The organism is Micromonospora sp. RTP1Z1, from assembly GCF_033804685.1.
Taxonomy (GTDB): domain Bacteria; phylum Actinomycetota; class Actinomycetes; order Mycobacteriales; family Micromonosporaceae; genus Micromonospora.
Genome location: NZ_JAPFQV010000003.1, coordinates 1 through 15,298, shown reverse-complemented (window position 1 = coordinate 15,298; position 15,298 = coordinate 1). Strand labels below are relative to the sequence as shown.

15 protein-coding genes are annotated in these 15,298 nt (G+C 75.0%); 5 read left to right on the top strand and 10 right to left on the bottom strand.

What is annotated here, in order from left to right; translation table 11 throughout:
* Positions 1–41 precede the first annotated feature (41 nt).
* Positions 42–2,243, bottom strand: a complete 2,202-nt coding sequence (gene recG / locus SLP03_RS02375) for an ATP-dependent DNA helicase RecG (RefSeq protein WP_319458820.1) — start codon at positions 2,241–2,243, stop codon at positions 42–44.
* The gene (locus tag SLP03_RS02370; RefSeq protein ID WP_319458819.1) at positions 2,240–3,862 is read right to left on the bottom strand and encodes a DAK2 domain-containing protein; all 1,623 of its coding nucleotides are present in this window, start codon (positions 3,860–3,862) and stop codon (positions 2,240–2,242) included. Before SLP03_RS02370 ends, recG begins: the two co-directional genes overlap by 4 nt.
* 236 nt (positions 3,863–4,098) lie before the next feature.
* Between SLP03_RS02370 and rpmB the strand changes: the two genes are divergently transcribed.
* A complete protein-coding gene (gene rpmB / locus SLP03_RS02365; protein ID WP_007456456.1) occupies positions 4,099–4,290 on the top strand; it encodes a 50S ribosomal protein L28 in 192 nt (63 codons plus the stop codon).
* A gap of 132 nt (positions 4,291–4,422) precedes the next feature.
* On the opposite strand, the gene SLP03_RS02360 is transcribed toward rpmB, so the two are convergent.
* Both SLP03_RS02360 and SLP03_RS02355 read right to left on the bottom strand, forming a co-directional pair.
* On the bottom strand, positions 4,423–4,890 hold the full coding sequence (locus SLP03_RS02360) for a GNAT family N-acetyltransferase (protein WP_319458818.1): 468 nt from the start codon (positions 4,888–4,890) through the stop codon (positions 4,423–4,425).
* 62 nt (positions 4,891–4,952) lie between these two features.
* On the bottom strand, positions 4,953–5,900 hold the full coding sequence (locus SLP03_RS02355) for a thiamine-phosphate kinase (protein ID WP_319458817.1): 948 nt from the start codon (positions 5,898–5,900) through the stop codon (positions 4,953–4,955).
* A 174-nt stretch (positions 5,901–6,074) separates the two neighbouring features.
* On the opposite strand from SLP03_RS02355, the gene SLP03_RS02350 reads away from it, so the two are divergent.
* Positions 6,075–6,308, top strand: coding sequence for an Lrp/AsnC ligand binding domain-containing protein (locus SLP03_RS02350; protein ID WP_319458816.1), 234 nt, complete (start codon positions 6,075–6,077; stop codon positions 6,306–6,308).
* A 9-nt stretch (positions 6,309–6,317) separates the two neighbouring features.
* Complete coding sequence (locus SLP03_RS02345) at positions 6,318–6,935, top strand: DUF3515 family protein (protein ID WP_319458959.1); 618 nt, start codon at positions 6,318–6,320, stop codon at positions 6,933–6,935.
* Positions 6,936–7,070: 135 nt separating this feature from the next.
* Here the strand turns inward: SLP03_RS02345 and SLP03_RS02340 are convergent, their stop codons facing one another.
* Positions 7,071–8,177: a D-alanine--D-alanine ligase family protein gene (locus tag SLP03_RS02340; protein WP_319458815.1), complete on the bottom strand. Its 1,107-nt coding sequence runs from the start codon at positions 8,175–8,177 to the stop codon at positions 7,071–7,073.
* 208 nt (positions 8,178–8,385) lie between these two features.
* On the opposite strand from SLP03_RS02340, the gene SLP03_RS02335 reads away from it, so the two are divergent.
* Positions 8,386–9,642 (top strand): ATP-binding protein, encoded by a 1,257-nt coding sequence (locus SLP03_RS02335; RefSeq protein ID WP_319458814.1) that lies wholly within the window; start codon positions 8,386–8,388, stop codon positions 9,640–9,642.
* Here SLP03_RS02335 and SLP03_RS02330 read toward each other — a convergent pair.
* The 5 genes from SLP03_RS02330 to SLP03_RS02310 form a co-directional block, all read right to left on the bottom strand.
* Positions 9,639–10,694, bottom strand: coding sequence for an ROK family protein (locus SLP03_RS02330; RefSeq protein ID WP_319458813.1), 1,056 nt, complete (start codon positions 10,692–10,694; stop codon positions 9,639–9,641). The two genes, SLP03_RS02335 and SLP03_RS02330, sit on opposite strands and share 4 nt — an antisense overlap.
* Positions 10,695–10,867: 173 nt before the next feature.
* A complete protein-coding gene (locus tag SLP03_RS02325) occupies positions 10,868–11,659 on the bottom strand; it encodes a putative protein N(5)-glutamine methyltransferase (RefSeq protein WP_319458812.1) in 792 nt (263 codons plus the stop codon).
* Between the two features lie 161 nt (positions 11,660–11,820).
* A complete protein-coding gene (locus tag SLP03_RS02320) occupies positions 11,821–12,975 on the bottom strand; it encodes a cystathionine gamma-lyase (RefSeq protein WP_319458811.1) in 1,155 nt (384 codons plus the stop codon).
* Between the two features lie 7 nt (positions 12,976–12,982).
* Positions 12,983–13,990 (bottom strand): NAD(P)H-dependent glycerol-3-phosphate dehydrogenase, encoded by a 1,008-nt coding sequence (locus SLP03_RS02315; protein ID WP_319458810.1) that lies wholly within the window; start codon positions 13,988–13,990, stop codon positions 12,983–12,985.
* Positions 13,987–14,712 carry a lysophospholipid acyltransferase family protein gene (locus SLP03_RS02310; protein ID WP_319458809.1) on the bottom strand — a complete coding sequence of 242 codons (726 nt, stop codon included), beginning with the start codon at positions 14,710–14,712 and terminating at the stop codon, positions 13,987–13,989. The genes SLP03_RS02315 and SLP03_RS02310 overlap by 4 nt, the downstream gene beginning before the upstream one ends.
* Before the next feature lie 114 nt (positions 14,713–14,826).
* Between SLP03_RS02310 and SLP03_RS02305 the strand changes: the two genes are divergently transcribed.
* Positions 14,827–15,298: NTP transferase domain-containing protein (locus tag SLP03_RS02305; RefSeq protein ID WP_319458808.1), on the top strand; the 472-nt coding region annotated here is incomplete at its 3' end.

Sequence of the window (15,298 nt, the reverse complement as noted above, 5' to 3'; positions counted from 1 at the left end):
ACGGGGACGAACGGCACCGGACGGCTCCGATCGGACCGGCGTCAGCCCTTCTCCAGGTACTCGGCGCGTTCCTCGTCGACCAGGGCGGCGACCGAGGCGGCCAGCGCGGGATGCCGGACCAGCTCCGGGTCCTCCTCGACCAGGGCGATCGCCTCGGCCCGGGCGTCCCGGATCAGGTCGGCGTCCCGCAGCAATGAGAGCAGCCGCAGGTGGGAGCGGCGCCCGGACTGGGTCGCGCCCAGCACGTCGCCCTCGCGGCGCTGCTCGAGGTCGAGCTCGGCGAGCTTGAAACCGTCCGTGGTGGACGCGACGGCCTCCAGCCGCTCCCGGGCCGACGAGCCCTCCGCCGCCTCGCTCACCAGCAGGCAGAGCCCGGCGGCGGACCCGCGCCCCACCCGGCCGCGCAACTGGTGGAGCTGGGAGACGCCGAACCGGTCGGCGTCGAGCACGATCATCACGGTGGCGTTGGGCACGTCGACGCCGACCTCGACCACCGTGGTGGCGACCAGCACGTCCAGCGCGCCGTCGGCGAAGGAGCGCATCACCGCGTCCTTCTCGTCGGCCGGCAGCCGCCCGTGCAGCACGCCGATCCGCAGCCCGTGCAGCGGCCCCTCGGCGAGCAGCGGCGCGACCTCGGTGACGGCGAGGGGCGGTCGCCGCCCGTTGTCGTCCTCCCGAGGCGGCTCCTCCTCGCTCTGCGGGCCCTCACCGATCCGTGGGCAGACCACATACGCCTGGTGGCCGGCGGCGACCTCCTCGCGCAGCCGGCGCCAGGCCCGGTCGAGGAAGGCCGGCTTCTCGGCGGCCGGCACCACGTGCGAGGCGATCGGCGAGCGGCCCTGCGGGAGCTGGGAGAGGGTGGAGATCTCCAGATCGCCGTAGACGGTCATCGCCACGGTGCGCGGGATCGGGGTGGCCGTCATCACCAGCACGTGCGGTGGCTGGTCGGCCTTGGCGCGCAGCGCGTCCCGCTGCTCCACGCCGAACCGGTGCTGCTCGTCGACGACCACCAGGCCCAGGTCGGCGAAGTCGACCCCCTCGTAGAGCAGCGCGTGGGTGCCGAGCACGATGCCGGCCCGACCCTCGGCCACCTCGGCCAGGGCCCGCCGCCGGGCCGCCGCGCCGAGCGAGCCGGTCACCAGTTCCACCCGGGTGGCGCCGTCGGCGGCACCCAGCTCACCGGCCCGGGCCAGCGGGCCGAGCAGGTCGAGCGTGCCCCGGTAGTGCTGGGCGGCGAGCACCTCGGTCGGGGCGAGCAGGGCCGCCTGACCGCCCGCGTCCACCACCTGGAGCATGGCCCGCAGCGCGACCACCGTCTTGCCCGAGCCGACCTCGCCCTGCAGCAGCCGGTGCATCGGGTGGGCGGTGGCCAGGTCGGTGGCGATCTCCGCGCCGACGGTCCGCTGGCCGGGCGTCAGCTCGTACGGCAGCCGGGCGTCGAACGCGTCGAGCAGCGCGCCGGCTTGCGGCGGCCGGGACCTCGCCGGCCAGTCGGCCGCCCGGCGCTTGCGTTGCACCAGGGTGAGCTGCACCGCGAACGCCTCGTCCCACTTCAGCCGCCGCCGCGCCCGGTACAGCTCCTCCTTGGTGGACGGCCGGTGGATCTCGCGCAGCGCGACGTCGATGCCGATCAGTTTGCGGGCGGCCCGGACGGTGGCCGGCAGCGGATCCTCCGGCGGGGTGAAGGTGTCCAGCACCACCCGCACGCAGCGGGCGATCACCCAGGTGGGCACCGCGGCGGCGGCCGGATAGACCGGGATCAGCGCGCCGGCGAACTCCTCGACCTCCTCGTTAGCAGCCGCCTCGCCGTCACCGCCCTCCCCGAGCAGGACGTACTCCGGGCCGTTGAGCTGCCGCTTGCCCCGGAACTCGGTGACCTTGCCGGCGAACAGCCCCCACCGGCCGGGGCGCAGCTCCCGCTCCCGCCAGGCCTGGTTGCCGAAGAAGGTGAGGGTGAGCACCCCGCCCGAGCCGTCGCCAACGGTCACCTCCAGCAGGTTGCCCCGCCGCTGCCGCATCGGCCGGACCGCGGTGCGCTGCACCTGGGCCAGCACGGTCACCTGCTCACCCACGTCCAGCGAACGGATGTCGGTGTGCTCGCCGCGCTCGTCGTACCGGCGGGGGAAGTGGTAGATCAGGTCGCCGGCGGTGTGCAGGTCGAGGTGGCTCGCCAGGGCCTTCGCGGTCTTCTCCCCGACCAGCTTCTTCAGCGGCGTGTCCAGGGTGGACGGCTCGGACGTCATTCGACCCCCACCAGGAGCGGATAGTGCGGCTGCCCGCCCTCGTACGCCTGGACCTCGACGAACGGCCAGGCCCGTGCCACGTGCTCGCGTACCCGGTCGGTCAGCCCCGCCGGGGCGTCCGCCCCGCTGAGCAGGGTGACCAGCTCGCCGCCGCCGCCGAGCATCCGGTCGACCACCGCGGTGCAGGTGTCGACCAGCTCCGCGCCGATCAGGTGCACCTCCCCCTCGACCAGCGCCAGCACGTCGCCCGGCTGGCACGGCCCGGCCACGGTGAGCGCCTCGCGGCTGGCGTGGCAGACCTCCGCGTACCGGCAGGCGCCGGCCGCCTCGGCCATGGCGATCACGTCGTCCTCGAACCGCCGGCCCGGGTCCCGCACGGCGAGGGCGGCCAACGCCTGCACCGGGGACCGGGTCGGCACCACGCTGACCTTGACGGCGAGCCGGTGGGCCTCCTTGGCGGCGGCGCTCGCCACCGACTGGGTGTTCGGGTCGTTGGGCAGGACCACGACCCTGGCTGCGCCGGTGGCCCGGATCGCGTCCAGCAGCTCGCCGGTCGACGGGTTGCCCGGCACCACGGTGGCGCCCTCGGCGCCGAACAACTCAGCCAGGCCGGCGCCGGCCGCCACCACCACGGCCGCCCGGCCGTCCGGCAGCACGGTCGGCGGGGGCGCGGCCGGCGCCACCTGGTCGGCGAAGCGGGTCACCGAGATCCGGTGCGGCCGGCCGGCCGCCACCCCCACCTCGATCGCCGCGCCCACGTCGTTGACGTGCACGTGCACGTTCCAGGTGCCGCCGCCGGGACCACCGTCGCCGACGACCACCAGCGAATCGCCCAGCGCGTCCAGCTCGGCGCGCAGCCGCGCCACCGCCTCCGCCCCGGCGTCCAGCAGGAACTGCACCTCGTACGCGTACTCCGGGGAGCCGGTCTCCCGGACGGCCGTGGCCGGCGGACGGACCACGGCCGGCGCGGGCGCCGGCTGCTGCGGGCTCTCCCCGGTGATCACCTCGACCAGCGCGTCCAGCAGCACGCAGAGCCCCCGCCCGCCGGCGTCCACCACGCCGGCCCGGGCCAACGCCGGCAACTGCTCGGGGGTACGCGCCAGCGCCCGCGCCGCCCCGCCGGCCGCGGCCCGGGCCACCGCCCGCAGGTCGTCGCTGTCCGCCTGCTCGGCGGCGCGCGCGGCGGCGGCGACCACGCTGAGCAGGGTGCCCTCGACCGGCCGGGCGACCGCGCCGTACGCGGCGGTGGCCGCGTCGGTCAGCCCGGCGGCGAGCTGGCGGCCGCGGACCGCCGGCGCGGCGGCCAGCGCGTCGGCGAAGCCGCGCAGGATCTGCGACAGGATCACCCCGGAGTTGCCCCGGGCCCCGAGCAGCGCGCCCCGGGCCATCAGCCGCAGCGCGTGCCCGTGCGGGGTGTGACCGTCGTCGGGGAGGGTGTCCAGATCCATCGCGAGGGCCTGCTGCGCGGAGGTGAGGGTGAGCACCAGGTTGGTGCCCGTGTCGCCGTCCGGCACCGGGTAGACGTTGAGATCGTCGATCTCGCCCTGGTGCCGCCGCAGGGCGGCCAGCCCGCTCGCGCACCAGCGGCGCACCGCGGCGGCGTCGAGGGTGTCCAGCACGGCGAGAAGCCTACTTGCGCGCACCGACACGCGCCGGGGCCGACCGGCCCCCACCGGCGTGTCCACCGTCCCGGCCCACCGTCCAGGCCTCCGCCCGGCACCGGTACGCTGGGCGAGCCCGAGCCGCCGCCGACCGGGCCGGTTGGGCGTACGGCGGGTCATCGGGTAACCTGACCAGGTTGCCCGGGCAGCGCCTGGCGGCGACCTCATGAACGTATCAATCCCAGGAGTATCCCGTGGCTAGCGTGTGCGACGTCTGTGGCAAGGGACCGGGCTTCGGCCACAACGTGTCCCACTCGCACCGGCGGACCAACCGCCGCTGGAACCCGAACATCCAGTCGGTGCGTACCCCGGCCGGTGGCGGCAACACCAAGAAGTTGCAGGTCTGCACCTCGTGCATCAAGGCCGGCAAGGTCACCCGCGCCTGACGCGGTAAGCCTTCAGCTTCAAGATCCACCCAGCACCGGCGGGCCGTCACGGTCCGCCGGTGCTCTCGTGTCCGGGTTCGGACACGGCGCCGCGGTGTGTGACGACGACGCCGCCCCGCACCACGACCCAGGTCAGAGCGGGCGGCCGAACGACAGGCAGCCGGGCTCGTCCCGGTAGAAGCCGAAGTTCGGGATCCGCTCGTAGCCGGCCGCGGTGTACATCGCGATCGCCTCGGGCTGCTTCTCGCCGCACTCCAGGATGATCTGCTTGCGGCCGTGGTCCCGGGCCGACTGCTCGACCGCGGCCAGCACCCCGCGGGCCACTCCCCGGCCCCGGGCGACCGGGCTGGTGTACATCCGCTTCAGCTCGGCCGTCTCCCCGTCGTCGCCGTGGCTGCGCCAGCCGCCGCAGCCCACCGGCTCCCCACCGACGTAGGCCACCAGGAACGCGCCGGCGGGCGGCGCGAACTCCGCCGCGTCGACCGGCGTCTCGTCACCGCTGCCCCCGTACCGCTGGCCGAGGTCGGCCAGGGCCGCCCGGATCAACGCCTGCGACTCGGGCGCGTCGAACCGCTCCGCCCGGATCTCGATCTCACTCACGCCTGAAGGGTACGACCGCCACCGACGCCGTTCCGGGCCTGCCGGCCCGGTTCGGTCGCAGATCACTCCGTCCGGCGGAAGTGGTCCCAGCCGGCCGGCCCGTCGTACGCCGCGCCGTCCACGGTCACCCCCACGCCCTCGGTCACCCGCCCGACCGGCCGCCACCGCGCCGGCAGCGCCACCGCCGGCGGGAAGGTCGCGACCAGGGCGTGGTCGTCGCCCCCGGCGAGGATCCAGGAGTACGGGTCGACGCCGAGCGCCTGCGCCGCGTCCCGCATCTGCCGGGGCACCTCGAAGGCGTCCCGACGCAGGTCGACGGCGACGCCGCTGGCCTTCGCCACGTGGCCCAGGTCGGCCACCAGCCCGTCCGAGACGTCGATCATGGCGGTGGCGCCGAGCCCGGCCGCCTCCGGGCCGGCCGGATACGGCACCTCGGGCCGCCGGAACGCCTCCACCAGCAGCCGGGGCGTCCGGAAGCCGCGGGACAGGACGGTGTAGCCGGCCGCCGCCCAGCCGGTCCGCCCGGCCAGGGCCACCACGTCGCCGGGTCGCGCCCCGGAACGGACCACCGGCGGCCGTCCCGCCAGGTCGCCGAGGGCGGTGACCGCGATGGTCAGCGTGGGACTGGCGGACATGTCCCCGCCGACCACGCTCGCGCCGACCAGGGCCGCCTCCGCGCCGAGGCCGTCGGCCAGCTCCTCCGCCCAGCTGGTGTCCAGATCCGTCGGCATGCAGAGGGCCACCAGCAGGGCGGTCGGGGTGGCACCCATCGCCGCGATGTCGGCCAGGTTGGCCGCCGCGGCCCGATGCCCCACGTCCCGCGCGGTGGACCAGTCCCGGCGGAAGTGCCGCCCCTCGACCAGCACGTCGGTCGAGGCCACCACCCGCCGGTCCGGCGCCGCCACCACCGCCGCGTCGTCACCCGGGCCGAGCAGGCAGCTCTCCCCGTACGTCAACCGGGCGGTGACCCGATCGATCAGTCCGAACTCTCCGACACCCGCGACCGTCATCGCCGTCCCCTCGTCGCATCCACTCGTCCCACACCGGGGCCGCCACGCCGTCCCCAGGCGGGGCGTGCCCTCGCTCACCGCGTCCACCCGGCCACCGATAGGGATCAGGCCTGCTCCGTACGGTAGTTTCACCCTTCGGGCCGCCCCAGGGCGGCGACGGACGGAGGTCGAGTCGTGGTACAGGCGTACATCCTCATCCAGACCGAGGTCGGACGGGCGCGTGACGTGGCCGGTCTGATCGCGGACCTTGCCGGCGTGGTGCGGGTCGACGCCGTCACCGGGCCGTACGACGTGGTGGTGCTCACCGAGGCGAACTCCGTCGACGAGCTCGGCAAACTCATCGTCAGCAAGGTGCAGATGGTGCCCGGCATCACCCGCACCCTCACGTGTTCGGTGGTGCGGCTGTAAGTGGACGAGATCACCGTCTCCCCTGTTCCCGACGAGTCCCGCCCGGTCGACGAGACGCCGCGCCCGGACCGGACCAACCGCCGCGCCGCACTGGTGGCCACGCTCATCGCGCTGCCGGTGACCGTGGCGGTGGCCGGCTTCACCTTCGCGAAACTCGCCCCGGACGAGCCGGCCGCCGCGCCGGTCCCGTCGGCGACCGCAGCGCGGCCGCAGTCCACCGCCCCGGTCGAGCTGCCCGCCCCGACGCTGGCCGAGCGACCGGCGACGGTCTGCCGTGCCCTGGTGTCGCAGTTGCCGCCGCGAGTACGCGACCTGGCCCAGCGGCCGGTCACCGCCGGCCCCGAGCAGAACGTCGCGTACGGCGACCCGGCGCTGACCGTCGCCTGCGGCGGCACGCCGCCGATCGTCCAGCCCACCGACGAGGTGTGGTCGGTCAACAAGGTCTGCTGGCACGCGGTGCAGGAGGCCGACGCCACCGTGCTGACCACCGTCGACCGGGAGACCCCGGTCCGCGTACGCGTGCCCCGGCAGTACGAGCAGCCGCTGCAGTGGGTCAGCCCGATCTCCGACACCATCGTCGCCGCGGTCCCCTCGGCGAAGAGCGCCCCGCAGGGCTGCACCCCCTGACCCACCCCCGTCCGCCCCGCACCCGCGCCCCGGCACCGGGCGCACTTTCACGGAAAGAGTGGCCATTCCCGCTCGGGAGGCCACTCTTTCCGTGAAAGTGCGCGGATCTTGGGGTGGCGTGGGGCGACCCGGCGGTCAGCGGGGGCTGGTGTGGCGGTGCAGGGCGGTGCGGATGAGGCGGTTGACCAGCTTCGGGTACTCCAGGCCGCTGGCCGCCCACATCCGCGGGAACATCGACGTCGGGGTGAAGCCCGGCATCGTGTTGATCTCGTTGAGGTAGACGTCCAGCTCCGGGGTGACGAAGAAGTCGACCCGGGCCAGGCCGGAGCAGTCCAGCGCGGTGAACGCCCGGGTGGCGTACTCCTGGACCTGCCGGGTGACCCGCTCGGGCAGGTTGGCCGGGACGTCGTACTCGCAGACCTCGTCGGCGTAGATGTACTTCGCCTCGAAGTCGTACCAGCCGTGGTCGCCCACCATCCGCACCTCGGCCAGCACGGACGCCTCGGGCGCGCCGCCCGCCTCGCCCTCCAGCACGCCGCACTCGATCTCCCGGCCGGCGATCGCCCCCTCGACCAGCACCTTGGTGTCGATCTCGCGGGCCGTGGCGACCGCCGCGTCGAGCTGCGCCCAGTCGTCGACCTTGGTGATGCCGAAGGACGAGCCGGCGCGGGACGGCTTGACGAAGACCGGCAGCCCCAGCCGCTCCTTGTCCGCCTCGCTCAGCGTCACCCCGTTGCGCAGCACCACGTACGGGCCGACCGGGATGCCCTCGGCGGCGCAGAGCTTCTTGGTGAACTCCTTGTCCATGGCGGCGGCGGAGGCGAAGACGTTCGCCCCGACGTACGGGATGTCGGCCATCTCCAGCATGCCCTGGATGGTGCCGTCCTCGCCGTACGCCCCGTGCAGCACGGGGAAGACCACGTCCACGTCGGCCAGCGCCCGTGGGCCCTCGGTCGGGTCGAGCACCATCAGGCCACCCGCGGTCGGCTCGGCGCGCAGCACCAGGGCGGCGCCGGCGGCTGCGGTGATCTCCGGGAGCTTGCGCGCCTGGATCGACAGCTGGCTCGGGTCGCCGCTGGTCAGCACCCACTGGCCCTGCCGGGTGATGCCGACCGGCACCACCTCGAACTCGTCCGGGTCGAGGGCGCCGAGCACGCTGCCGGCGCTCACGCAGGAGATGCCGTGCTCCGGGCTGCGGCCGCCGAAGACGATCGCCACACGGGTCTTGCCTGGGGTGGTCACTCGAGGTCACCTCTTCGCTCGCGACTGCGGCTGGCCGTGCTCGCCGGTGGCGCTCACCCGATTGACCTTACTGTGCGTGGCGAGAACCCAAAGCCGATACCCGGGTACCCGGGCCCGGACAACGCAACCGGTCAACGAGCAGTACACGGGGAGTAATTGCCGTTCGGGTGAGCGGAGCGGACCCCGCCTTCACTACGCTCCTCGTCCTATGAGCGCCGATCCCCTCATCGACAGCCTGCTGGCCGCCGTCGGCGGCCGCCCGGACGACCTGCCCCTGCGCCTGCACCTGGCCGGGCTGTTGCTGGACGCCGGCCGGGGCGGGGAGGCGATCGCGCAGATCGGGCAGGCACTCGCCCGGGACCCGGGCAACAACCAGGCCCAGAGCCTGATGCAGCGGGCGCTGGGCACGCCCGCACCGGAGGCGCGGGCGGCCCGGCCGCCCGCGCCGCGCGCGGCCCCCGCCGGTCCGACACCGCCGGGAGACGACCCGCTGGCCGCGTACGAGCAGGAGCTTGCCGACGTCGTACCGCCGCGCTTCGCCCGGGCCGGCGACGAGCCGGAACCGGTCGTCGGCGACGCCGACCGGGTGTACGACGTGGAGTCCGCCACGGTCCGGCTGGCCGACGTGGGCGGCATGACGGCCGTGAAGGAACGCCTGGAGCTGGCCTTCCTCGGCCCGCTGCGCAATCCCGAGCTGCGGCGGATGTACGGCAAGAGCCTCCGCGGCGGGCTGATGCTCTACGGCCCGCCCGGGTGCGGCAAGACCTTCCTGGCCCGGGCGGTTGCCGGCGAGATGGGCGCGAAGTTCCTCTCCCTGTCCATCGTCGACGTGCTCGACATGTGGATCGGCAACTCGGAGCGGAACCTGCACGAGTTGTTCGAGGCGGCCCGGCGCAACGCGCCCTGCGTGCTCTTCCTCGACGAGGTCGACGCCCTGGGCCACAAGCGTTCACAGGCCTCGTCGAGTTCGATGCGGACGCTGGGCAACCAACTGCTGGCCGAACTTGACGGCATGGAGGGCAGCAACGAGGGGGTCTTCGTGCTGGCCGCCACGAACACCCCGTGGGACGTGGACCCGGCGCTGCGCCGGCCGGGCCGGCTGGACCGGGTGGTGCTGGTGCTGCCGCCCGACGCCGAGGCCCGCGCGGCGATCCTCGAGTACCACCTGCGTGAGCGGCCGATCGCCAACATCGACCTGCGCAAGGTGGTCGTCGCGACCGAGGACTTCTCCGGCGCCGACCTGGCCCACCTCTGCGAGACCGCCGCCGAGTTCGCGATGGCCGACTCGGTACGCACCGGCGAGGTCCGGATGATCGAGCAGCGGGACCTGGAGCGGGCACTGAAGGAGGTCCGCCCGTCCACCCGGCCCTGGCTGTCGACCGCCCGCAACGTCGCCATCTTCGCCAACGAGGGTGGCGTCTACGACGACCTGGTGGCCTACCTGAAGCGGCGCAAGCTGCTCTAACTGCCGGCGACCACCGGGCCGACCGTGGACCCCGCGCGCAGGGTCTCCAGCGCCGCGATGGCCACCCCGCGCGCCCCGGCCATGTCCCGGTCGGGCACCAGGGCGAAGGTGGCGACGGCGGCCTGCTCGGCGCGGAGCACGGTGTGCTCCGCGACCGTGGCGAGGAACCAGTCGCGGAACTCCGGCGCCGCCTCCACCACCCCACCACCGACGAAGTACGCGTGCGGGTCGGTGAAGTTGGCCGCGATCGTGAAGAGCCGGCCCAACGCCATCGCCTGCTGGGTGAAGACCTCCCGGGCCAGCGCGTCGCCACGCTCGCCGTACCCGCGGACGAGCTTCGCCGCCCGGCCCGGCTCCTCGGCCGCCAGCGGATGCCCGGGGTGCCGGCCCAGCCAGTGCGGCAGCAGGTTCCGCTCGATCGCGGTCAGCGAGGCGACGCTCTCCGCGTCCCCGGCGAAGCCGCAGGCGCAGGTGGGCATCGGCTGACCGGGCGCGAGCAGCCCGTCCAGCGGGATGTGCACGTGCCCGAACTCTCCCGCCATGCCGGCGGCCCCGGCGACCACCCGACCGCTCTCCACCACCCCACCGCCGAGCCCGGTGCCGACGATGGCGGCGACCGAGGAGCGGCGCAGCGCGTCCGCCCCGAAGTGCACGTGGTGCGCGTAGAGGGCGGCCGCATTACCGTCGTTGTGGTAGATCACCGGGAGGCCGAGCCGGCGCTCCAGCGCGCCGCGTACGTCGTACCCCCGCCAGGCCGGCTGGGAGAAGTTCGTCGAGCCGCGCGAGGAGATCACCCCGGTGGCGCTCGCCGGGCCCGGCGTGTCCAGCCCGACCGCGCGGACCAGCTCGCGGGGGACGCCGACCAGCGCCAGCACCCCGTCCAGCGCCCGAGCCAGCGCCTCGATCGCCGCCTCGGGACCGGACTGCACCTCGCTCGGTATCTCCACCAGCCCGTCCACCAGGAACCGGCCGTCGACGGTCAGGACGGTCGCGTTGTTGCTGTTTCCGCCGTTGTCGAGACCCACCACCACCGGCACACCCGCGCTGCCCACCCCGCCACCGCCTCCCGCCGAGCCCGTCCCGATCTGAGGCTAGTTCCACGTTCACCGTCCCGCCATCCCCGGCCACCTGACACCGGCGGCCCAACGGGCCGCGAGCCGCGCCGAGCGGACGACGGGCGGACCGGGACCGACGGGTCGTCGTGGGCCGTCGCCGTGGCCCTGGCTCAGCCAGCGCGGCGGGCGGTGACGGCGGTGGCGTCCAGGTCGTCGTCGCGCACCACGACGGCCTCCAGGCCGAGGGCGGTGAAGGCTCCACAGAGCACATCGACCTGCCGCTCGCTGATCTCCACCACCAGGTGCCCGCCCGGGGCGAGCCACTCCGCCGCGCCGGCGGCCACCCGGCGCAGCACGGCCAGCCCGTCCACGCCGCCGTCGAGCGCCACCGGGGCCTCGTGCAGCCGCGCCTCCGCCGGCATCAACGCCACCGCCCCGCTCGGCACATAGGGGGCGTTCGCCACCACCAGGTCGAGCCGGCCGCGCCACTCGGGCGGGACCGGCGCGAACAGGTCGCCCTGGAACACCGGTACGCCCAGCGGGTCGAGGTTGCGCCGGGCACAGGCCACGGCCGCCCGGTCGACGTCGGCGGCGGCCAGCCACCGGGGTGCGAGCCGGGCGTGCAGCACCAGCGCGGCGGCACCAGAGCCGCAGCACAGGTCCAGTACGGCGGGGGCGGGTCCGGCCACCGCAGCCGCCGTGGCGACCAGCAGGGCGGTCCGTCCACGGGGGACGAAGACGCCGGGGTCGACGGCCACCCGCAGGCCGCAGAACTCGGCCCAGCCGAGCAGGTGCTCCAACGGCAGGCCGGCGACCCGGCGGTCGACCAGGTCGGCCAACGCCTCGGCCGAGTCGGCCGCGTCGATCAGCAACTCCGCCTCGTCCTCAGCGTAGACGCAGCCGGCGGCGCGCAGCTGGCGGACGAGGGCGGGACGGTCAGGGGAGAACGGGAATGGCGCCATGGGAAACCTCCGGGAACGCTCGTCGGCGCTCCCGGCGTCGCCTACTTCCCGGGCGACGCGGACGCGGAGGGGAGCACCGGTCCTGTCTGATGGATCGGTCTCACCTCCTCCGGTCGGGGCCCGCTCGGGCCGAAACGGCTCAGGGCCGGGCTCACGATAGCTCAGCCGGTGCGCGTCGCGTCGCCCGGCGCGGCCGGGCCGGCCCCGGTGCTGGCGTCCAGCGCGACGGCGATGTCGGCGACCAGGTCGGCGGTGTCCTCGATGCCGCAGGAGAGGCGGACGAAGCCGGGCGCGGTGTCGTCCCCCCACTGGGCCCGCCGGTCGGCGGTGGTGTGCAGCCCGCCGAACGAGGTCGCGGCGGCGACCAGCCGGGCCGCGTCGAGGAAGCGGGCCACCCGGTCGGCGTCCCCGAGGTCGAACGAGAGCACCCCGGGCATCCGTCGCATCTGGACCGAGGCCACCGGGTACGCCGGGTCGCCGGGCAGCCCGGGCCAGCGCAGGCCGGTCACGTCGGCGCGGCCGGCGAGCAGCCGGGCGAGCGCCTCGGCGTTGGCGGACTGCCGGGCGAGCCGCAGGTCCATCGTCGCCAGGGACCGGTGGGCCAGCCAGGCGTCGAAGGCGCCCGGCACGGCCCCGGTGGTGGTCCGCCAGGCGGTCACCGGTTCCAGCAGCTCGGCTGAGCGGGTCACCACGTAGCCGAGCAGCAGGTCGGAGTGCCCGGTCAGCGCCTTGCTGCCGGAGGCGACCACGACGTCGGCGCCGAGGTCCAGCGGTCGCTGCCCGAGCGGGGTGGCGGTGGTGTTGTCGACCGCGACCAGCGCGCCGGCGGCGTGCGCCCGGGCGGCCAGCGCCGGCACGTCGGCCACGTCCAGGCCCGGGTTCGCCGGGGTCTCCAGCAGCACCAGCCGGACACCCTCGAACGACGGGTACGGCCCGGCGGTCGGCACGAAGCCGACCCGGACGCCGATGCCCTCCAGGGTGCTCGTGGCGAAGGCCCGGACCGGGAAGTAGCCGTCGGCGGGAAGCAGCACGGTATCGCCGGGGCGCAGCAGGGCCAGCAGCAGCCCGGTGATGGCGGCCTGGCCGCTGGCGAAGACCCGGCAGTCGCCGCCCTCCAGCTCCCCGATCGCCGCCTCCAGCAGGCGGCGGGTGGGGTTGTCCGGCCGTCCGTACCCGTTCGGCGTCGCCGCCGGCCCCCGCCAGGGGTCCAGGTGGTACGGCGCGGCGAAGACCGGCCCCGGCAGGAACGGCTCCCCGGGCGTCGGCGCGGGCAACCCGGCGTGCACGCACCGGGTGCCGTCGCGGAACTCGGTCATCGGCGCCTCACTCGTACGACTCGGGCTTGGCGGTCCGGCTCATCAGGGTGTCCACGGCCAGCCGCGGGTCCATCCCCTCGTGGCAGATCCGCTCGATCTGCTCGGTGATCGGCATCTCCACCCCGTGCGCCCGGGCCAGGTCGCGGATGGCCAGGCAGCTCTTCACGCCCTCGGCGGTCTGCCGGGTCGCGGCCTGCGCCTGCTCCAGCGTCTCACCGCGGCCGAGGTGCTCGCCGAAGGTGCGGTTGCGGGCCAGCGGCGACGAGCAGGAGGCGACCAGGTCACCCATGCCGGCCAGGCCGGCGAAGGTGATCGGGTCCGCGCCGAGCGCCACGCCCAGCCGGGCGGTTTCGGCCAGCCCCCGGGTCATCAGCATGGCCCGGGTGTTGTCGCCGAAACCCATCGCGGTGGCGATGCCGTAGGCCAGGGCGATCACGTTCTTGACCGCCCCGCCCAGCTCGCAGCCGATCACGTCGTCGTTGGTGTACGGCCGGAAGTACGGCGTGCGGATGGACGACTGGACCAGCGCGGTCCGCCGGGGGTCGGTGCCGGCGACCACGGTCGCGGCCGGCTGCTCGGCGGCGATCTCGGGCGCCAGGTTGGGGCCGGAGACCACCACCACCCGGTCCGCGGACACCCCGGCGGTCTCCGTGATGACCTGGCTCATCCGCTTGGTGGTGCCCAGCTCGATCCCCTTCATCAGGGAGACCAGGGTGGCGTCGGGGTCGAGGTGGCCGGTCCACCAGGCCAGGTTGCCGCGCAGGGTCTGCGACGGGACGGAGAGCACGACCACCTCGGCCCCGGCGATGGCCTCCTCGGCGTCCCCGGTCGCGGTGACCCGGTCGGGCAGCCGCAGGCCCGGCAGGTAGTCCGGATTGTGCCGCCCGGTCCGGATCGCCTCGGCGACCGCCCGCCGCCGGGCCAGGATCGTCACGTCCCGGCCGGCGTCGGCGAGGATCTTGGCGAACGCGGTGCCCCACGACCCGGCCCCCAGCACCGCCACATGTCCGGTCATTCGGTCACCTCGGGAGTACGCGGACGGGCGGGACGTTCCCAGAGCGGCGGCGGTGTGCCACCGCGGATCTCCGCGACCATGTCGCGCAGCCGCAGCATGATGGTGTCGGTCATCCCCTCCAGCACCGCCCGGGTCGGCGCGGCGCCCGCCCAGCGGCTGAGGTCGACCGGCGGGCCGGCCACCACGGTCACCGGGATCCGGGGCCGCAGGCCGAACCGGGTGGTCCGCGGGTCGAACAGCTTCTCCGGGCCCCACATCGCCAGCGGGATCACCGGCGCGCCGGTGGCCAGCGCCAGCCGGGCGGCCCCGGTCTTGCCCTTCATCGGCCACAGCTCGGGCTCACGGGTGGTGGTCCCCTCCGGGTAGATCACCACAGCGCCGCCCTCGGCCAGGGCGGCGACCAGCTTGTCCAGCGACTTGACCGCGTCGACGGTGCCGCGCTCCACCGGGATCTGCTTGCATCGGTGCACGATCCAGCCGATCACCGGGACCCGGAACACGCTGGCCTTGCCCAGGAACTGCGGCCAGCGGCCGGCGTCGTGGATGAAGTGCGCGGAGACCAGCGGGTCGGCGTGCGAGATGTGGTTGGGCACGATGATGATCCCGCCCTCGCGGCGCAACTGCTCCGCGCCCCGCCAGGTGCGCCGGGTCCAGACGGTCATCACCGGCTTGACCAGCGCCACGGCGAACCGTTGCCAGAATCCCAGCCTTCGCCGTGCCACCGTGCCTCCTCGTCGTGCCCCGACCCGCGCGCCCACGTCCCGCGACGAAATCATGCCTGCTCGCCCCGGGTCCGGCCAGTGAGGGTACCGCCGCCCAACTGGCAGGATTGTCACGTGGCTGAGCCGACCTGGACCGTGGTGGTGCCGGTGAAGCGTCTTCCGGCGGCGAAGAGCCGCCTGCGGGGCGCGCTGCCGGGCGTACCCCATGAGGAGCTGGCGCTGGCCCTGGCGGCCGACACGGTCCGCGCGGTGCTGGCCTGCCCGGCGGTGGCCGAGGTCCTGGTGGTGACCGACGACGCCCGCGCGGCGGCGGAGCTGGCCGCGGCGGGCGCCCGGGTCGTGCCGGACGCGCCGGACGCCGGGCTGAACGCCGCCTTCCGGCACGGCGCCGCGGCCGCCGGCCGGCACGCCCGGGTGGCCGGCCTCACCGCCGACCTGCCGGCGCTGCGCCCGGCCGAGCTGACGGCGGCGCTGTCCGCGGTCCCGGCCGGCCCGCCGGGGGTACGCCGGTTCGTGGCCGACGCCCCGGGCGGCGGCACGGTGCTGCTGGCGGCGCCGCCGGGCGTGCCGCTGGAGCCCCGGTGCG